At 34.3% G+C, this 19,844-nt stretch carries 19 protein-coding genes; 6 read left to right on the forward strand and 13 right to left on the reverse strand.

Going from position 1 to position 19,844, the window contains the following annotated elements; translation table 11 throughout:
- The first annotated feature begins 57 nt into the window (after positions 1-57).
- Positions 58-1,401: an FAD-dependent oxidoreductase gene (locus BUC31_RS18985; RefSeq protein ID WP_073247237.1), complete on the forward strand. Its 1,344-nt coding sequence runs from the start codon at positions 58-60 to the stop codon at positions 1,399-1,401.
- Here BUC31_RS18985 and BUC31_RS18990 read toward each other — a convergent pair whose 3' ends face one another.
- The 3 genes from BUC31_RS18990 to BUC31_RS19000 all read right to left on the reverse strand — a co-directional run bounded on the left by BUC31_RS18990 (position 1,402) and on the right by BUC31_RS19000 (position 3,761).
- Positions 1,402-1,815, reverse strand: coding sequence for a DUF4174 domain-containing protein (locus BUC31_RS18990; RefSeq protein ID WP_084135098.1), 414 nt, complete (start codon positions 1,813-1,815; stop codon positions 1,402-1,404).
- 70 nt (positions 1,816-1,885) lie between these two features.
- Positions 1,886-2,665 (reverse strand): zinc ribbon domain-containing protein, encoded by a 780-nt coding sequence (locus tag BUC31_RS18995; RefSeq protein ID WP_073247240.1) that lies wholly within the window; start codon positions 2,663-2,665, stop codon positions 1,886-1,888.
- A 1-nt stretch (position 2,666) separates the two neighbouring features.
- Complete coding sequence (locus BUC31_RS19000) at positions 2,667-3,761, reverse strand: Nif3-like dinuclear metal center hexameric protein (protein ID WP_073247242.1); 1,095 nt, start codon at positions 3,759-3,761, stop codon at positions 2,667-2,669.
- 50 nt (positions 3,762-3,811) lie between these two features.
- Here BUC31_RS19000 and lpxK point away from each other — a divergent pair, with 50 nt between their 5' ends.
- Entirely contained in the window at positions 3,812-4,813 is a 1,002-nt protein-coding gene (gene lpxK / locus BUC31_RS19005) for a tetraacyldisaccharide 4'-kinase (RefSeq protein WP_073247244.1), read from the forward strand.
- Here lpxK and BUC31_RS19010 read toward each other — a convergent pair.
- The 9 genes from BUC31_RS19010 to BUC31_RS19050 form a co-directional block, all read right to left on the reverse strand.
- Positions 4,794-7,013 (reverse strand): hybrid sensor histidine kinase/response regulator, encoded by a 2,220-nt coding sequence (locus BUC31_RS19010; RefSeq protein ID WP_084135099.1) that lies wholly within the window; start codon positions 7,011-7,013, stop codon positions 4,794-4,796. The two genes, lpxK and BUC31_RS19010, sit on opposite strands and share 20 nt — an antisense overlap.
- A complete protein-coding gene (gene gap / locus BUC31_RS19015) occupies positions 7,010-8,020 on the reverse strand; it encodes a type I glyceraldehyde-3-phosphate dehydrogenase (protein ID WP_073247245.1) in 1,011 nt (336 codons plus the stop codon). Before gap ends, BUC31_RS19010 begins: the two co-directional genes overlap by 4 nt.
- Positions 8,021-8,129: 109 nt before the next feature.
- Positions 8,130-9,005: a lipoyl synthase gene (lipA, locus tag BUC31_RS19020; RefSeq protein WP_073247247.1), complete on the reverse strand. Its 876-nt coding sequence runs from the start codon at positions 9,003-9,005 to the stop codon at positions 8,130-8,132.
- Positions 9,006-9,113: 108 nt separating this feature from the next.
- Positions 9,114-9,671: an RNA polymerase sigma factor gene (locus BUC31_RS19025; RefSeq protein ID WP_073247249.1), complete on the reverse strand. Its 558-nt coding sequence runs from the start codon at positions 9,669-9,671 to the stop codon at positions 9,114-9,116.
- A gap of 43 nt (positions 9,672-9,714) precedes the next feature.
- A complete protein-coding gene (locus BUC31_RS19030) occupies positions 9,715-9,918 on the reverse strand; it encodes a membrane or secreted protein (protein ID WP_073247251.1) in 204 nt (67 codons plus the stop codon).
- 75 nt (positions 9,919-9,993) lie between these two features.
- A complete protein-coding gene (locus tag BUC31_RS19035) occupies positions 9,994-10,752 on the reverse strand; it encodes an anti-sigma factor domain-containing protein (RefSeq protein WP_073247253.1) in 759 nt (252 codons plus the stop codon).
- Positions 10,749-11,312, reverse strand: a complete 564-nt coding sequence (locus BUC31_RS19040) for an RNA polymerase sigma factor (RefSeq protein ID WP_073247254.1) — start codon at positions 11,310-11,312, stop codon at positions 10,749-10,751. Before BUC31_RS19040 ends, BUC31_RS19035 begins: the two co-directional genes overlap by 4 nt.
- A 203-nt stretch (positions 11,313-11,515) precedes the next feature.
- On the reverse strand, positions 11,516-12,532 hold the full coding sequence (gene murB / locus BUC31_RS19045) for a UDP-N-acetylmuramate dehydrogenase (protein ID WP_073247256.1): 1,017 nt from the start codon (positions 12,530-12,532) through the stop codon (positions 11,516-11,518).
- Positions 12,532-13,722 carry a pyridoxal phosphate-dependent aminotransferase gene (locus BUC31_RS19050; RefSeq protein ID WP_073247258.1) on the reverse strand — a complete coding sequence of 397 codons (1,191 nt, stop codon included), beginning with the start codon at positions 13,720-13,722 and terminating at the stop codon, positions 12,532-12,534. Before BUC31_RS19050 ends, murB begins: the two co-directional genes overlap by 1 nt.
- Positions 13,723-13,870: 148 nt before the next feature.
- On the opposite strand from BUC31_RS19050, the gene BUC31_RS19055 reads away from it, so the two are divergent.
- The gene (locus BUC31_RS19055) at positions 13,871-15,208 is read left to right on the forward strand and encodes an aspartyl protease family protein (protein WP_073247260.1); all 1,338 of its coding nucleotides are present in this window, start codon (positions 13,871-13,873) and stop codon (positions 15,206-15,208) included.
- A 56-nt stretch (positions 15,209-15,264) separates the two neighbouring features.
- Here the strand turns inward: BUC31_RS19055 and BUC31_RS19060 are convergent, their stop codons facing one another.
- Positions 15,265-15,657: a DUF1573 domain-containing protein gene (locus BUC31_RS19060; RefSeq protein ID WP_084135100.1), complete on the reverse strand. Its 393-nt coding sequence runs from the start codon at positions 15,655-15,657 to the stop codon at positions 15,265-15,267.
- A 194-nt stretch (positions 15,658-15,851) separates the two neighbouring features.
- Between BUC31_RS19060 and BUC31_RS19065 the strand changes: the two genes are divergently transcribed.
- From BUC31_RS19065 to BUC31_RS20185, 3 genes are all read left to right on the forward strand, one after another.
- Positions 15,852-18,482, forward strand: coding sequence for a valine--tRNA ligase (locus tag BUC31_RS19065; protein ID WP_073247262.1), 2,631 nt, complete (start codon positions 15,852-15,854; stop codon positions 18,480-18,482).
- A 128-nt stretch (positions 18,483-18,610) separates the two neighbouring features.
- Positions 18,611-19,495: a dienelactone hydrolase family protein gene (locus tag BUC31_RS19070; RefSeq protein WP_073247264.1), complete on the forward strand. Its 885-nt coding sequence runs from the start codon at positions 18,611-18,613 to the stop codon at positions 19,493-19,495.
- A 143-nt stretch (positions 19,496-19,638) separates the two neighbouring features.
- The gene (locus BUC31_RS20185) at positions 19,639-19,806 is read left to right on the forward strand and encodes a lmo0937 family membrane protein (RefSeq protein ID WP_027067903.1); all 168 of its coding nucleotides are present in this window, start codon (positions 19,639-19,641) and stop codon (positions 19,804-19,806) included.
- The last annotated feature ends 38 nt before the right edge of the window (positions 19,807-19,844 follow it).

A 19,844-nucleotide genomic window follows, 5' to 3' on the forward strand; every position in this document is an offset into this window, starting at 1 on the left:
TGAAGGCATTATTTCCTATTTTTAACATTCAATTAATGTTGGCTTAAAGCCTTAAACATGACCCAAGAAAAAAAGAACATTGCCATTATTGGCTCAGGCCTTGTAGGATCTTTGCTTGCCATTTACCTGAAAAGATACGGACATCAAATAACGGTATTCGATAGAAGACCAGATATTAGAAATATAGAATTTTCTGGACGATCCATAAACCTTGCCATGAGCAATCGTGGGTGGAACGCTTTGAGGGCAGTTGGAATAGAAGACGAGATTAAAGAAATTGCCATACCCTTAGACAAAAGGGCGATGCACGTAATAGGGAAGGAGCAATATTTTCAAAAATACGGTAAGGACGGTGAAGCTATTTGTTCTATTTCACGTGGCGTACTTAATAGGCGAATGATTGATTTGGCAGAAGAGAACGGAGTAGAGTTTCGTTTTGAAGAAAAAGTTTGGGATATAGACTTACCAGCTGCCAAAGTATTTACAGGTGATAGTGAAAAAGGGGAGTGGACAGAATACCCGTTTGATCTAGTATTTGGTTGTGACGGAGCATTTTCGCGCGTTCGTCATAAAATGCAAAGGCGTAGTAGATTTGATTATTCTCAAGATTTTATTGATGTTGGGTATAAAGAATTGACTATACCGGCAAATGCCGATGGTTCTCATAAATTAGATAAGAATTCTTTTCATATATGGCCGCGTGGTAAATTTATGTTTATCGCTATGCCAAATTTAGATGGCAGTTTTACCTGTACATTATTTATGCCCTTTGAAGGTGATGTTTCATTTGATAATATAAAGACCAAAAAAGAAGCGGTACATTTTTTCAATACCTATTTCCCGAATGTTATGGATGATATAGAGAATCTTACAGAAGATTTCTTTAAGAATCCCACGAGCGCCATGGTAACGATGAAATGCTATCCTTGGACCTATTGGGACAAAGTAGCCCTTGTAGGCGACTCAGCGCATGCCGTAGTACCATTTTACGGACAAGGAATGAACGCTGGCTTTGAAGATATTTTCGTATTAGATGAAATTATAAAAGAATACGGAGATGATTGGGAACGTATTTTTTCTACATATCAAGAAAAACGCAAACCAAATGCAGATGCCATTGCGGAATTAAGCTATCGTAACTTTGTAGAGATGAGCAGCAAAACTGCTGACACCAATTTCTTGTTACAGAAGAAAATAGAGAAGCACTTTTCGGCAAAGCATCCAGAAAAATGGATTCCCGCTTACAGCAGAGTAACATTCTCAAATAGACCGTATGCAGAAGCATTGGCAGAAGGCGATGCACAAGAAGATATTATGAGAGAGGTTATGAAACTTCCAAATATAGCGGAGAAATGGGATAGTGAAGAAGTTGAAAAACTAATGCTAAAGCTTATAGGGTAATTACTTATTATACCTCATTTCACTTTTACGCATAGGCATACTATCTATTAAATTAAACAATTGTTCTAGATTAAATGGGTATAAGGCTTTAGATTTAATTCCGCCATCTTTTCCTATTAAAATGTAACCGTCGTTGGTCTTTGGCAATATATCTGATTTTTTTATATCAGTAGCTTTTCTATTGACGCTATAAAATACATTGTCTTTGTAAACGAAAACAAGAATATCTCTTTCCGTAAATTTAGAAGTATTATTATCGATGATTTGTAGGGCAGATTTCACATCGGCAGTATTAGTATCGTTTTCATAAAGAATTACAATTCTATTTTTCCATGTATAGTTAGATAAATCTTGAGCTGCCATATTAAAACTATGCATTATAATAAAAATGAAAATGATTCTTAGAGATTTCATAGTTATGAATGTAAACAAAAAAAGCCATCTTTAAAAGATGGCTTTTTTAATATATGTAAGATGTTTGCTATTATAGTTTAGCGAACATTTTTTGCATTTTTTCGCTTTCTTCTTCAGCTAACGTTGGGTCAACTAAAATACGACCACTATGCTCATCTGTAATTATCTTCTTTCTTGAAGCAATTTCAACTTGAACTTGAGGTGGAATAGTAAAGAAAGAACCACCAGAAGCACCTCTTTCAATTGGCACAACAGCTAAACCATTCTTAACATTGTTGCGAATACGTGCATATGCCTTTACCAAACGCTCTTCAATTTTATCTTGAAATTTGATAGACTCTTCTAACAACGCTTTTTCTTCTTTCTCTGTTTCAGCAAGAATAGCGTTCAATTCGCTTTTCTTATGCTTAAGGTGAGCTTCACGTTCAGATAAACGTTCTTTAGTTTCAGAAATAACCGCTTTCTTCTGATCAATTTGAGCTTTGAATTCTTTTATATTCTTTTCAGCTAATTGAATTTCCAATTCTTGAAACTCCAATTCTTTACTAATCGAATTAAATTCTCTACTGTTACGAACATTTTTTTGTTGCTCGCCGTATTTTTTAATTAAAGTCTTTGCTTCTTCAATAAGGTTCTTCTTAGCACCGATTTCAAAATTGATATTTTCTAAATCAGATTTAAGTTTATCCATTCTCGTTTTTAGGCCAAGGACTTCATCTTCCAAATCTTCTACTTCTAAAGGAAGTTCACCACGAACATTCCTTATTTCATCAACCCTAGAATCAATTAATTGCAAATCATATAATGCTCTTAACTTTGCTTCTACAGATGAATCTTCTTTTTTTGCCATATTAAAAATAATTGATGGGATTTGTTATACTTTCCGATAAATGGATTGCAAAATTAGGAATTTTTTTCGTAAGATAATCAACTAAAAGGTTTTTTGTAAACTGCTCAGTTTCAAAGTGTCCTATATCTGCCAAAACTATTTGGTTTTCAGCCTCGTAAAATTGGTGGTATTTAAGGTCTGCGGTAACAAATACGTCTACTCCGGCAGCTTTTGCCGCGCCAATGGCAAATGAACCACTGCCGCCAAGTACTGCTACTTTTTTAATTGGTTTATTTAAAAAATTAGAGTGTCGTACCAGTTTAGCATTCATTTTAAGCTTTAAATGGTTCAAAAACGCTGTTTCTGAAAGCTCTTTATCCAATTCGCCCACCATACCCATACCAATATATTGGTTGGTGTTTTCTATAGTTTGTATGTCATAAGCTACTTCTTCATATGGGTGAGAAGACAACAAAGCGTTAACTACAGCAGATTGTTCGTTCTTGCCAAATACGCAGGTAAGCATTATTTCATTTTCTGTATGTGTAGTGCCAATACTTCCCTTCGTAGGGTTCGCATCTGCATTCGCTTTATAAGTGCCACTACCTTCAACAGTAAAACTACAATCAGAATAATTGCCGATATCACCTGCACCCGCAGCAAAAAGGGCATTTTTAACTTCTTCTAGATTATCGTTAGGTATATAGGTGGTCAATTTTTTAATCGTATTTTTTTGAGGAATCAATATCTGGGTGTTCAATAAACCTAAAACCTCACAGATTTTAGCATTAACACCATGTCGAGCGTTGTCAAGAGCCGTATGGTTAGAATATATGGCAATGTCGTTTTTAATCGCTTTAATAACCACGCGTTCCACATAATTTTTACCAGTAATTTTTTTTAATCCTCCAAAAATAATAGGGTGAAAGCTTATAATTAAATTACATTTTTTAGCAATGGCTTCATCGACAACATTTTCTAAAGTATCAAGGGTGACAAGTACTCCGCTGACTTCTGCAGAGGCGTTGCCAACTAACAATCCTACATTGTCAAAATCTTCGGCATAGCTTAAAGGAGCAAAGTCCTCTAATATTTTGGTGATGTCTTTTACAGTCATTTTATTGAAAAATAAGATATTCAAAGATAAATTATTATAATTTCGTTCTGATGCAGGTGTTACGAAAACTTCTTTTTCCTATTTCATTGATCTACGGCTTAATCGTGTTTCTTAGAAATCGCCTGTACGATATGGGTATTTTTTCTTCAAAATCGTTTTCGACAAAAACAATTTGTGTTGGTAATTTAAGTGTAGGCGGAACAGGAAAAACACCTATGATAGAGTTATTGGTGCGTTCTCTTGGTCAAGACTTTCAAGTAGCAATACTAAGTAGAGGTTACAAAAGAAAATCTGAAGGATTCTTACTTTCTAACGATGACAGCAGTGTAGAAGATTTAGGAGATGAGCCTTTTCAATTAAAAACTAAATTCCCTGAAATTACAGTAGCGGTCGATGCCGATAGAAGAAATGGGATTAGTCAGCTTGAAAATATAATAAAGCCGGAAGTAATTTTATTAGACGATGCTTTTCAGCATAGAAAAGTGAAGCCAGATTTTTCAATTCTATTAACTGCATATGATAATTTGTATGTGAATGATTGGTATTTGCCAACGGGTAACTTGCGAGATTCTAAAAGAGAGGCAAGTCGTGCAAATGTTATAGTAGTTACTAAATGTCCGTCAGATATATCCAAACAAGACAGAGCGGCAATAGCGGTAAAAATGAATCTTGCGGCTGATCAAAAGCTATTGTTTAGTTTTTTGATGTATAATACTAATTTAAAAGGCACTGAGGTAACTTTAGATTCGTTAAAAAGGAAAAAGGTAACATTGGTGACAGGTATTGCGAATCCTGCGCCATTAGAGAAATATTTACATTCAGAAGGACTCACTTTTGAACACTTAAAATATAACGATCACCATTTTTTTTCTGATCAAGAGATTGCAATATTAAGAGAAAAGGAATGTGTTCTAACCACAGAAAAAGATTATGTACGTTTACAATCTAAGCTACCTAAGTTGCACTATATAGAAGTTAAGCATGAGTTTTTAGAAGATGGTAAAGCTATTTTAGAAGCAGCGTTAAAACAGTTTATGACAAAGACTTCTTAGGTCTTTTGTCAAAAATATTCTCACCTATCTTTTGGTAAAAAACTTCAGGCTTAAAGGGTTTAGTAACTACATCATCACAACCTGCGGCGTAAAAACTCTCTAAACTATCATCTAATGAAATGGCTGTAAGTGCAATTATAGGAGTGTCTTGATTGAATTTTCTAATTTGAATGGTCGCTTCTTCACCACTAATACCAGGCATATGAATATCCATAAGTATAGCATCATATACATTCTCTTGAGCGGCTGTAACTGCTTCATGACCATTATTGGCAATATCACTGGTCATTTCTCTTTTAGAAAGCATCTTTTTGGTAATGACCTGGTTTATTTTGTTATCCTCAACAATTAGTAAATGCAGCCCTTTAAAATCATAATCTTTAGGCGTAATTTCAAACGGAATGTCTTCGGTTGTGCTATCAATGCTCTTCATTTTAATTTCAAAGAAGAAAGAACTGCCTTCGCCTAATGCACTCTCAAGCTCAATTTTACTTTCAAATAAGCTCAGTAGACTTTTTACAATAGTAAGACCTAGACCGGTACCACCATACTCACGGTTAATCTGAATAGAGCCTTGTTCAAATCCTTCAAAAATACTTTTTTGCTTCTCTTTTGAAATTCCAATACCATTATCTTTAACTTCAAAATAGATGGTAATATCATCATCGACTTTGTTCAATAATTTGGCAATAACCTTTACCTCACCACCTTTGGTGAATTTGATGGAGTTACCAATCAAATTCATAAATACTTGAGAGAGTTTTAGAGGGTCACTCAGTAAATTACCTGGTATTTCAGAATCGTATTCTAAAACTAAGTTTGTCTTATTTGCCTTTGCACTTTGTCCTAAAGAATTAATAACTTCATTAATTACCTTATTAAGGTTGAACTCCATGTTTAGGGGTTCTAATTTGTTCGCATCAATTTTGTTGATGTGTAAAATGTCATTAATAAAGTTAAGTAAGTAATCTCCAGAAAATTTTAGCGCTTTTAAATGTTCTTTTTGATGTTCTTCTGGGTTTTCTTCTAATAGAAGATGGGTTAAACCAGTAACAGCGTAAAGCGGAGTTCTAAGTTCGTGACTAACTGTAGAAAGGAAATTTGTTTTCGCTTCCATTGCTTGTACCGCGCCATCTCTAGCAATTTGTAGTTCTTTATTTTTAGTCTGTAAAAGATCGTTGGTTTTTAACTTTATCTGGTTATTTCTATACAGTGTAACTGCCAATAATGAAATAATAATTAAAAATGCAGAAGTTAAAATTGCCGTAAGTTCAGATCTGTTTTGAGACTCGGTAAGCTCTTCTATTTTTTTCTCTTGGCGTGCAATTTCTTCAGTCTTATAATCATCTCTGATCTTATCTGCTGTTTTGGCTTCAATTATATTTTTATCAATATTGAAAATAGAATCTTTTAATTGCACCAAATTTTGCGAGTTTACAAGAGACTTTTGGTATAAACCAAGTCTTTCATATACAGAAGATAATAAGGTGTTTGAATTTTTAATGTCTTCTAAAAAACCGTTGGCAGTAGCAAGTGTTAGTGCGTTCTCACCATTTTTTGCAGCCTCAGATAAATTATCGATTTTTAAATTTAACTCAGCAAGCGTTAGATACGCTTGGGTAGTAAGATATTCTTTTTCGTAAAGATCTGTGTTTACAATAAGTGAGTTTAAGTTTTTAGAGGCACTATCATATTTCTCTAAACTGAGATATACCTTTGCTTCGGTTAATAACAGATTGTTATAGAAATTACGGTCGTTATTTAATTGTTTAGCTTCATTGAGCATAAACAACGCTTGAAAGTTTCTGTTGCTTCTGTGTAAAAGAATAGCTTCAATATATTTGTGCATACCATCACCATAGGGGTATGCGATATCTTTTAATAGAACACTCGCGCGATCCCAGTAAAATTCAGTATCACCCTCTTTGTCAATCTTTAAGTAAAGTAGCGCTAATTCGTGTAAACTATCAATAAGACCTTTAATATCTTCACCTTTTTCAGCTTCATTTGCAGCTGTATTAAGTGTTTCAAGCGCAAGATCGATTTTATCTTGATTCTTAAATTTTCTTGCTTGATCAAAATAAGGCTGTATATCTGTTTTTTGTATTTGATCTTGTGAGAATAGGGCAGTGGTAGTCGCCAAAATTACAATGGGGACTAGTAAAATTTTAAGTGCTTTATTTAAAAATAAAATCTTCAAATATAATTTTTAGTACTAATAAAATTAATTAAATCTATGATTCTGCTGCTATATCCAGTTTCATTATCGTACCAGCCAATAATTTTAACCATTTTACCTATTACGGAAGTCATCAAAGAATCAAACGTACAAGAATAGCAACTATTGTTTATATCAATAGAAACTATTGGATCACTGGTATAGTGAACTATATTTTTAAACTGATTTTTTGACGCTTTCTCAAATGTAGAGTTTATTTCTTCAATACTTGTAGCACGTTTTACATTCAAGGTAATATCGGTCAACGAGCCATTAGGTACTGGTACTCTAATACCGCAACCCCCAATAGTATCTGCCAACTCTGGGAATATTTTGGTCAATGCTTTTGCTGCACCAGTGGTTGTTGGTACTATAGATTGTGATGCCGCGCGAGCCCTTCTTAGATCTCTATGTGGTTGATCATGTAAACTTTGGTCTGTTGTGTAAGAATGTATAGTTGTAATATAAGCTTGCTCAATACCACATAAATCATTGATAATTTTTATCATGGGCGCAGCATTGTTCGTAGTACAAGAGGCATTAGATATAATATCATCAGATTTTGACAATGTGTTTTCATTAATACCAAAGACAATCATTTTAATATCATCTTCGGTTGGTGGTACTGATAAAATAACTTTTTTAGCACCATTTTTAATATGAAAAGATAATGTTTCTCTGTCTTTAAATTTACCGGTACATTCTACGACTATGTCTACCGCTGCAAATGACCAATTTATTTTAGAAGGATGAGATTCGTTATGTAAAGCAATAGCGCTACCATTAACAATGATATGCTTTTCATCATGCGATATGTCAAGAGGTGAGGTACCATGAATACTATCGTATTTTAATAAATGCGAAAGAGTACGGGTGTCTGCCAAATCGTTAATGGCAACCACATTTAAATTCTCATGTGCTTGCATAAGGCGAAATAGGGTTCTACCTATTCTTCCAAAACCATTAATGCCTATGTTCAGTTTATGCATTGGTTACCGATAGATGTGTTTAGTTAATACAAATAGTTCTATTTGATTAGAACTAGCAATTTGGCTTAGATTAGTTTCTAAGCAAATTAAGTAGTACGCTCTTGTAGATTTATAGAATATGCTTGTGTGCTTTGTAAGAAGATCTAACTAAGGCACCACTTTCAACATGTCTAAATCCCATTTCAAGACCTATATCTTCATATTTTTTAAACTGCTCAGGTGTAATAAATTCCTTAACAGGAAGGTGTTTTTTCGAGGGCTGTAAGTACTGACCGATAGTAACAACATCTACATCTGCATTACGCAAATCTGCCAAAGTGGTAATAACTTCATCTTCATGTTCACCAAGACCAAGCATAATACCAGATTTAGTTCTATTGATGCCTTGCTTTTTTAGGTAGTTAAGCGCTTCAAGACTACGTTCATATTTTGCTTGTATACGTACTTCTCTAGTAAGCCTTTTAACAGTTTCCATATTATGTGAAACAACTTCTGGAGAAACGGCAATAATTCTATCTAAATGCTTTTCTATACCTTGAAAATCAGGTATTAAAGTTTCTAAAGTTGTAGTAGGGTTCATTCTGCGTATCGCCTTCACTGTTTCAGCCCAAATGATAGAGCCCATGTCTTTAAGGTCATCTCTATCAACAGATGTAATTACAGCGTGCTTAATACTCATGATCTTTATAGATCTTGCAACCTTCTCAGGTTCTGCCCAATCTACATTTTCAGGTCTACCGGTTTTAACACCGCAGAATCCGCATGATCTGGTACAAACATTACCTAGGATCATAAAAGTTGCGGTACCTTCACCCCAGCATTCACCCATGTTAGGGCAGCTACCACTAGTGCAAATAGTGTGTAGGTCATACTTATCCACTAAACCTCTAAGCTGCGTGTATTTCTTACCCGTAGGTAATTTTACTCTAAGCCATTTCGGTTTACCTTTTGGTGGGGCAACATTTTCTTTTAAAACTGTAGACATGCTCTAAATTTTATACAAATATACGAACTAAAAAAGTGAGGGTAATGCAGAATTACGTGTTACACAAATGAGTTCTAAATTATGAGAAATTTCTAATTGAATTATATTTTATTTTCTGTCCTTGATAATTTCAGAAAGTAATTTTTTAGCCCTTAGAAGTTTTACTTTGACACTGTTTATAGGCTCGTTCAAGTGAGCGGCAATATCAGCATAACTTAGCTCATTAAAATACCTAAGATTGATAACGGCTTGGTAATGAGGTTTCAGTTTTTTAATATCTCTAAGTAAATCGGCTAAATTTTGTTCTTGAATCAATTGGTCTTCCATAGAAGGTGAAACATCTAAGGCGCTCGTTATTACTTCAGAATTACTTCTAGAATCTAATAAGCTCTTTTTTCGCTTTCTAACTAAATCGATATGTATGTTTTTAGAAATAGCAATTAACCAAGTTTTAAAAACGTACGACTCGTTATAAGTCTTTATCTTATCAAAAGCTTTAGAAAAAGTTTGAATGGTAATGTCCTCAGAATCATTCTCATTTTCGGTACGCTTTAATTGAAAGCCGTAAACATCGTTCCAAAACATGTCTAATAAGCGACTAAAAGCAATTTGCTTGCCTTCTTTCGCTTTGCGTATTGTTTCTTCTAAAGTGTCTGTTTTATTCAAAAACTGATTTTGGTATGCGTAATGTTAAGATAAGGAATTTTGATTACTCGGTAATCATATCCTTTTTGCAATCTTGTTCACTTGGCATTTTGCCACACATACCACAAGCTTGTCCGTCTTGATTCAAAAAAGGACTTTGACTTGCGCAAGTTCCTGCAAATTCTCCATCTTTTTTAGACCATATTTTAATTGCGATACCCGCAAATGCCAATGCTAACAACCCAATGGTTAATAATACTAGTTTCATGTGCTAAATTTTAAACAAAGATAAAAAATAAAGCCCCAAAAATGGGGCTTTAAGAATACTTTATATGTGTTAGGCTTAGTAAGCTATATTCGCTACTATATTTTCTACACTAGGTGCATGATTACCACCTTTTTGCTCAATTGTAATATAACCAACCGCATTTTCTGCATATGGTAATGCCAATAATTTTTGTTGGTCACCGGCTTCTTCGATAATACCAAGGTTTATCATTTTGCCATTTACTTCAGCCCACATTTGAAAACATTGACTTTCAGGTATATGAGGTAGCTTGCTAACGTTAATATAAGATAACTTCTTAACAGGGTTTATGTAAGCAACAGCTTTTAAGTCTTTTGCTTTCTGATTTCCTTTAACGTTATATTTTTTAGTTTGAGGATTGTTTAGAACGATAAACTGGTTACGTACATCTTCTAACTGTTCTTTCATGTTTTCTTCAAGCAATTTTATCTTATTGCTAACAACACTGTTCTCTTCTTGTAAACTCAGGTTTTGATTCCAGAAAAAGGTAGAGATGCCAATAAATAGTATAGCTGTAATACTGGCGGCAATAGCATAACTGTAAAATCTTTTTCTACCCTTATGCTCAGCTTTTATTCTTGAGTTAATTTTATCTTTTAAGCCTTGTGGAGCTTCAATAGCGTGAAGCTTAGCGAAAATTTCAAGATTATCCTGTAATTCGCTGTATGTTTCCCTCACCTCTGGGTACATAGCAATATAACGCTCTACCTGTAGGCTTTCCAACTCGGTAGTTGTTCCCAGTAGATACTTTTCTAGTAAATCAGAATCAAGGAAAATTCTTATTTTGTCTTTCATAATACGAAATTTAATAACATAGCAACTACGGCAGGACCATAGATTTTGCCTAATTCGCGTAATCCAATTTTAAGTCTAGATTTAATAGTTCCTAAAGGAATATCCAACTCATCACTTGCTTCTTGTTGGGTCATACCTTGAAAGAAAAGAGCTTCTAAAACAATTTGATATTTATCTTCAATTTTGTCTAGATGTTCTCTTACATCCATTAACTCAGGTCTTGTACTTTCTACGCCTAAAGTATATACGTCAGAAACGTCTATTTGGATTTCTTTATCAGATTTTGTGTTGACACTTCTCAATTTGTCAATAGCGGTGTTTCGCGTAATTCTAAAGAGCCAGGTAAAAAGTTTTGCTTTTTTAGGATCGTATGAATCTGCTTTTTTCCAAATCTTCACAAAAGATTCTTGAACTACATCTTGGGCAAGTTCAGGATCACGCACAACCTTGTTCGCCACACCTAGTAGGGTGTCGGCGTAATTATCGTACAAGAGAGAAATCGCTTTTTCGTTTCTTTCTTGTAATAATTCAACAATATGTTTTTCTAATAGAGTGCTCATAATTTAAAAGATGTACATATTTTTTTATAATGGACATCCAAATGCTAAGATTGAACCGTATATGCTTAAACGCTAAATTATAAAATTGATTGTTAAGGATGCGTTTTATGAAAATATATATTGAATAAGTGGTCGGCTGGTAACTGCCCACTTTGTTTTGGTTGGTTTGGTTTGGTAATAACCCCTGTAATTTTTTACAGGGGTTATTTTATTAAATTAACTTCTGGACTTATCTCTATATTGAATTTCAACTTCACGGCATCAATAATATTTGCTGCTAAATCTAGAATGTCTTTACCTGTTGCATTTTCATAATTTACAAGTACTAAAGCTTGGTTCTTATGAACACCGGCGTCACCAAAGCGTTTTCCTTTAAATCCGCATTGCTCAATCAACCAACCTGCCGGAATTTTATATAAATCATTAGTTACCTTATAAAAAGGAGCATCAGGATTCTTTAAAGCAAAATCTTCGAATATTTCTTTTTCTACTATCGGGTTTTTAAAAAAGCTACCACTATTACCTAATATTTTCGGGTCAGGTAATTTTTGTTGTCTAATAGCAATAACTGCATTAGATATATCTTTAATGGTTGGGTTTACAATTGATTCTTTTTCTAATTGTCCTTCAATTGCACCGTAACCAGAATTTATTTTGTGATTTATTTTGGTAAATGAGAAAGTTACCGATGTGATAACGAATTGATCTTTTCCATCATTCTTAAAAAACGAATCTCGGTAACCAAATTTACATTCTTCTTTAGTTAAGGTAATTAATTGTTGGTCTTCAATTCTTATAGCTTCACAACTTACAAAGCAATCTTTTAATTCAACACCATATGCGCCAATATTTTGTATAGGTGCAGTACCTGTGTTGCCAGGTATTAAAGACATGTTTTCTAATCCTCCAAAATTATGATCAAGAGTCCACATGACCATTTCATGCCAATTCTCACCTGCCATTATCTTTACCTTCACGGTGTCTGCAGATTCTGATATAATTTTCTTTCCTTTTAAGGCTACATGAATAAACAATGCCTCAATATAATCTGACAACAACATATTACTACCACCGCCAATTATAATTTTTCTATCATAATCTTGGTTGCCTAACACATCTTGTAATTCTTCGACAGAGCTTACTTCAACAAAGAATCTTGCTGTAGCATCAATACCAAAAGTATTATAGTTTTTTAGAGAAAAGTGTTCATGTACAATCATTAGCCCTTGTAACTTTTAAGCGCCTCTTTTAATATTTGAACAGCTCTTTTTAAACTTTCTTGATCAAGAACATAGGCAATTCTTATTTGGTTTTTACCTAAACCTTCAGTGGCATAAAATCCTGCTGCAGGGGCTACCATAACAGTTTCATTATTCAAATTAAAATCTTCTAATAGCCATTGTGCAAAATGATCTGCATCTTTAATTGGTAATTCGGCAATACAATAGAATGCACCTTGAGGTCTTGCTATTTTAATTCCTTCAATTTTCTCTAACTCCGCAATGAGTAGATTCCTTCTCGCAACATATTCCGTCTTTACTTCGGCAAAATAGCTATCTGGGGTATCTAAAGCTGCCTCGCTTGCTATTTGTGCATATGTAGGTGGTGATAGTCTTGCTTGTGCAAATTTCATTGCCGTTGCAATAAATTCTTTATTCTTTGATACTAGGTAACCAATACGTGCGCCACACATGCTATATCTTTTAGAAACCGAATCAATAACAATGGCGTGTTCCTCTAAACCTTCTTCTTTTAATATTGATGCATGAGTTTTATTATCATATGTAAATTCTCTATAAACTTCATCGGCAACTAGATAAATATTGTGCTTTTTAACTAATGCAGCTAATTTTTGAATTTCTTCTTTGCTATATAAGTATCCCGTTGGGTTACCAGGGTTACATATTAAGATAGCTTTGGTTCTAGGTGTAATTAATTTTTCAAAATCTTCTATTGGAGGAAGAGCAAAATTATCTTCAATTTTTGAAACTACAGGAACAACCGTTACACCACAAGCAGTGGCAAACCCATTATAGTTGGCATAAAAAGGTTCGGGAATTATAATCTCGTCATTGGTATCTGCAATGGTATTCATTGCAAAAGACAATGCTTCAGAGCCACCAGTAGTAACGATAATATCTGTTGCACTTACGGATATATCATTTTTAAGGTAATACTTTGCAATTTTTGTTCGAAACTCCTCTGAGCCTTCAGTACGACTGTACTCCAATACATTAATGTTATTGTTTTTTACAGCGTCTAAAGCTTGTTGTGGTGTTTTTATATCTGGCTGCCCAATGTTCAAATGAATGACATTAATTCCTCTTTTTTTTGCGCTTTCGGCAAACGGAACTAACTTTCTTATGGGCGATTGAGGCATGGTAAGCCCCTTGTTTGAAACAGATGGCATATAAATTAAATTTTACACAAAAGTGATAAATGATTATGGTACTTACAAAGTAATTAGGCTTTTATTTGGTTTTGCCTATCGTGTTAAAATTAGGTGTCGTATCAAATTATTATGTATATTAAAAGGAGTTAACTAATTCATACAGATTATGTTACGAAAATACACCGTTCTTTTGTTTGTTTTGTTATGTTGTTTTTATTTTTCAGGAATAGCACAAACGTATCAATTACCTGCTGGTAAGAAATTTCATAAAGTCAAGTTTGAACTCATTAATAACCTGATGGTCATACCTATTGATGTTAATGGTACGGAGTTGTCTTTTGTATTAGATTCTGGCGTTGGTACACCCATATTGTTCAATTTGGCTGATCAAGATTCTATTCAGTTAAATAACGTGACTGAAATTACAATTAATGGATTAGGAGAAGGAGACCCTATTAACGCATTAAAATCAACCGGAAATTTTGTTCAGTTAGGCAATGTTAAGAACGTCTCACAAAACATTTATGTTGTAATGGATGCCGGTATAAATTTTTCACCAAGTTTAGGTGTGCCTATACATGGTATAATAGGTTACGATTTGTTTCGCGATTTTGTTGTTGACATTAATTACACAAAGCAAACCATTAAATTTCATGACCCAGAGTTATATAAATATAAAAAGTCTAGAAATACTAGGATTGTAGATATGTCGGTTATCAGAAAGAAGGCATATTTAGATGCATTTGTCATGATAAGTAAGAATGAGGAAATACCAGTGAAAATGTTATTGGATACTGGTAGTAGCGATGCGGTTTGGTTATTTGAAGATGAGAGAATTCAATTGCCCGAAAAGCATTATCAAGATTTTTTAGGCAAAGGACTTGCTGGTGATATTTTTGGGAAGAGAACAAAAATAAGTCATTTAAAGATTGCAGATTTTATACTGAGTGATGCTAAAGCTGCTTTCCCTGATATGGAGACGTTTACAACAATTTCAGATTTTGGAGGTAGAAATGGAAGCTTGGGCGGTGAGGTTATAAAACGTTTTAATGTTGTATTCGATTATAGAAATGAAAAATTGATAATGACCAAAAATGCCAATTTCGGTAAGCTCTTTCAATATAATATTAGCGGAATTGATCTGCAACATGCAGGTGTGCGTTATGTGTCAGAACGAATTACCGATTCAAATGGTGTGTTAAATAGTAGTGCCAAGACCTATGGTAATGTACAAATTATACTTCAGGGCGCTACAAGGTTAAGTTTGGTGCCAGAAATAATTGTTTCGGGAATACGTCAAGGGAGTCCCGCACATTCAGCAGGCTTACGAGAAGGTGATATTATTTTGGCAGTTAATGGCAAACGCATACACAGGTACAAACTGCAAGAGATTATGCATATGCTTAATTTTAAAAAAGACAAGAAGATAAAGGTATTGGTAGAGCGTTATGATAATGATCTGCTTTTTAGTTTTGTTCTAAAACCTTTGTTTGATGAACAATAGCGCATAAAAAAAAGCCCAACTTCTCAGTTGGGCTTTTAATTTTCTAAAAAGTTCTTTTATTTGGTACCAGTAGTAGCTTGAACTTCTCCTTTGATTTTTAAAACCTTGGTAGGAGTGTCAGCGTTAGAGATAACCGTAATTGCTTTACGGATAGGACCAACTCTATTGGTATCATATTTCACTTGAATCTCACCTGTTTTACCTGGTAAAATTGGATCTTCTGGTTTTTTTGGAATTGTACAACCACAACTAGAACTTACTTTGCTCACAATAAGCGGCGCAGTTCCTGTGTTTGTAAATTCAAAAACTCTTACTCCGTCAGATCCTTTAGCGATTTCGCCGTAATCAACGGTTTCAGATTTAAACTCTATTTTGGCAGCAGCATCTTGTGCTGTTAAGCTAAATCCTAGTAAGCCTACAAATAATACAAGTACTATTTTTTTCATCATTTCTAATTTTGGGTGGATGTCAAAATTAAATCTTTTCAGATCAACCTCAAAATCCTTTTGTTATACTCTAACGTTACTTATTTTTGTTTCGTATTTATCTTTGGGTAAAATTCAGCTGAAATGACCGTTAGAATGTCAATTCGGCTTTATTTTTAATAGCCCATTTTATTATTATTCAAAAACTGTTCCAAAAAATGGAAATTCCTTCAAAATATAATCCGCAGTCCACAGAATCTCATTGGTATGATTACTGGATGAAAAACGGTTACTTTCATTCTGTACCAGATGACAGAGAACCTTATAGTATTGTAATACCACCACCAAACGTAACTGGTATATTGCACATGGGGCACATGCTGAACAATACAATACAAGATGTATTGATCAGAAGAGCCCGTCTTTTAGGCAAAAATGCATGTTGGGTACCTGGTACAGATCATGCCTCTATTGCTACAGAAGCGAAAGTTGTAGCTAAATTAAAAGAACAAGGCATCAATAAAAACGATCTTACAAGAGATGAGTTTTTAAAACATGCTTGGGATTGGACCAATGAATATGGCGGAATCATTCTAGAGCAGTTGAAAAAATTGGGTTGTTCTTGCGATTGGGACCGTACTGCGTTCACCATGGATCAAGAGCGCTATGATAGTGTCATTAAGGTGTTTATAAATCTTTATAACAAAGGCTTAATCTACCGTGGGTATAGAATGGTTAATTGGGATCCAGAAGCACAAACAACCTTGTCAGATGAAGAGGTTATCTATGAAGAAAAACAAGGTCTTTTATACTATTTGTCATATGCTATTGAGGGTTCTGACGAAAAGGTAACGATTGCAACTACAAGACCAGAAACAATATTAGGTGATACTGCTATATGTATTAACCCGAACGATGAACGATTTACACATCTAAAAGGTAAAAAGGTAATTGTTCCTATTTGTAATAGAGTAATACCAATAATTGAAGATGAGTATGTTGATATTGAATTTGGTACAGGATGTTTAAAAGTAACGCCTGCACATGATATAAACGATAAAGCACTTGGTGAAAAACACAATTTAGAAACTATCGATATTTTCAATGATGATGCGAGCTTAAATAGTTTTGGTTTGCATTATGAGGGTAAAGATCGTTTTGTTGTTAGAAAAGAAATCTCTAAAGAATTAGAAGGTTTAGGTGTTCTTGTTAAGACCGAGACCCATATTAACAAAGTAGGTACTTCAGAAAGAACCAAGGCTGTTATTGAACCGAAATTGTCTGATCAGTGGTTTCTGAAAATGGAAGATTTGGCAAAACCGGCTTTAGAAGCAGTGATGGAGAGTGGTGATGTTAAGCTGCATCCAAAGAAATTTGAAAACACATACCGTCATTGGATGGAGAATGTGCGCGATTGGAATATTTCTCGACAATTATGGTGGGGACAACAAATACCTGCTTTTTATTTTGGAGATGGACAAGAAGATTTCGTTGTAGCGGCGAATCTCAAAGACGCATTAAAACTTGCTAAAGAGAAATCTGGAAATTCAAACTTACAAGAAAGTGATCTAAGACAAGATGCAGATGTGTTAGATACATGGTTTTCATCATGGTTATGGCCAATGAGTGTATTTGGTGGTATAATGGAGCCAGATAATGAAGAGATAAACTATTACTACCCAACAAATGATTTAGTTACTGGTCCGGATATTTTGTTTTTCTGGGTAGCTAGAATGATTGTTGCCGGATATGAATTTAGAGGCGAGAAACCTTTTGAAAATGTTTATTTCACCGGATTGGTTAGAGACAAGCAACGTAGAAAAATGTCTAAGTCGTTAGGTAATTCACCTGATGCTTTAAAGTTAATAGAAGATTACGGTGCAGATGGAGTTCGTGTTGGAATGCTAATGTCTGCCGCTGCAGGTAATGATTTAATGTTCGATGAAGATCTTTGTCAGCAAGGAAAGAACTTTGCCAATAAAATTTGGAATGGTTTCCGTTTGATAAAAGGATGGGAAATTGCAGATATTCCACAACCTGAAGCATCAAAACTTGGTTTGGAATGGTATGAGTCTAAATTGAATAAAACGTTATTAGAAATTGAAGATCACTTCAGTAAATTTAGAATTTCAGATGCGTTGATGTCTATTTACAAATTGGTTTGGGATGATTACAGTTCTTCATTATTAGAGATAATTAAACCAGCGTACCAACAACCAATAGACAAAACAACATTTGACAAGGTAATTCAATTGTTTGAACAGAACTTGAAACTGTTGCACCCATTTATGCCATTTTTAACAGAAGAAGTTTGGCAGCATATTGCAAAAAGAGACAAGAGCGAGGCATTGGTGATATCAAAATGGCCAACAGTAGGTAAGATTGATGAAGAACTTATAGCGCAATTTGATTTTGCTGCTGAGGTTATAGCAGGTGTAAGAACCATCAGAAAAAACAAGAATATTCCAATGAAAGAGTCGTTGGAATTATCAGTTCTAAATTCTGAAGAAGCAAGCAACCGTTGGGATGTTGTTATTTCTAAACTGACCAACATTTCAGAAATCAGTTATTTAGACGAGCAGCTAGAAGGTGCGCTAACGTTTCGTGTAAAAAGTAACGAATACTTTGTGCCTATGGAAGGTGCTATTGATGTAGAAGCTGAAATCATAAAAATAAAAGAAGAGCTGAAGTATACCAAAGGCTTCTTAATATCTGTTCAAAAGAAACTTTCTAATGAACGTTTTGTTAGTAATGCACCTGAAAAGGTAATTGCTATTGAACGCCAAAAATTGGCAGATGCTGAAGCTAAAATTGAAACTTTAGAGAAAAGTTTAGCTAGTTTAGGCTAACATTTCACTCTATAAAGTACGAAAGCCTCATTCCTATGTTATTAGGAGTGAGGCTTTTTCTATTGTTAAAAGTGTTTATGTAATCATGTTGTTTTCGTATTTTTAAATAGAACAAAAGAGCTATAAAAATGAAACCACTAAAGAAAGAAGATATCAAGCAAGAGGTATTTGACCTATATGATGCTTATGCCCATAATAAATTAGAACGTAGAGACTTTGTTCAGAAACTATCGGTATATGCCGTTGGTGGTCTCACAGTGCCTTCTTTAATGAGTTTTTTAATGCCTGATTATAAAAATACTTTTTTAGTGGCTAAAGACAATCCAGATTTAGATTCGGGTTTTATTACTTATGAATCTTCTAAAGGTGGCGGCGAAATAAAGGCATTACTTTCCAAGCCAAAATCTACAAAAGGTAAATTACCAGGCATTGTTGTGGTTCATGAAAATAGAGGCTTGAATCCGTATGTAGAAGATACAGCTAGAAGGGCAGCTTTGGCAGGTTTTATAACTATTGCACCAGATGCTTTGAGTCCGTTAGGTGGTTACCCAGGTAATGACGATGAAGGTCGTGCAATGCAGAAAACGCGAGATAGAGATGAAATGTTAGAAGATTTTATAGCAGCATTTGAATATTTAAAAAAACATGAAAGTTGTAGCGGTAAAGTAGGGGTTGTAGGTTTTTGTTTTGGAGGATGGATATCTAACATGATGGCAGTGAAAGTACCAGATTTGGCAGCTGCTGTTCCTTTTTATGGTGGTCAGCCAACAGAGGGCATAGAAGATATTAATGCACCTTTAATGTTGCAGTATGCGGGTTTAGACGAACGTGTAAACGCCGGATGGCCAGCTTATGAAAAGGCGTTGAATGAATTAGGTAAAGAGAATGTTGCCTATTTCTACCCAGAGGTAAACCATGGCTTTCATAATACATCTACACCAAGATATGATGAGCCTGCAGCGGAACTGGCTTGGTCACGTACTATTGGGTTTTTCAATGAGAAACTGGTGTAAATTACTGGTTATAAGTGTTTTTAATTGCGTGAAAGCTGATTGTTGTTCTGATTTTGAGCTAGTAATCAATTGATTTGAGTTAAGCATACAGAGGTAATCCCTTTAATTTTGTCATATAAACAATCTAAAAAAAAAAACACATTATGAGAAGTCTATTATGGTTAGTCGCAGTTATTTGTATAATTATATGGTTATTGGGAATGTTAGGTATTGTTCCTGGTCTTGCAACCGGTAGTTTAGTACACATTCTATTGGTGATTGCAGTTATTGTTATTCTTTACAATATCATATCAGGTAAGAAAGTCTTGTAAGTCAGGTTTAATAAACCATACATTAAAAAATATATGAA

Origin of the sequence: Maribacter aquivivus, from assembly GCF_900142175.1 — a bacterium.
Lineage (GTDB): Bacteria > Bacteroidota > Bacteroidia > Flavobacteriales > Flavobacteriaceae > Maribacter > Maribacter aquivivus.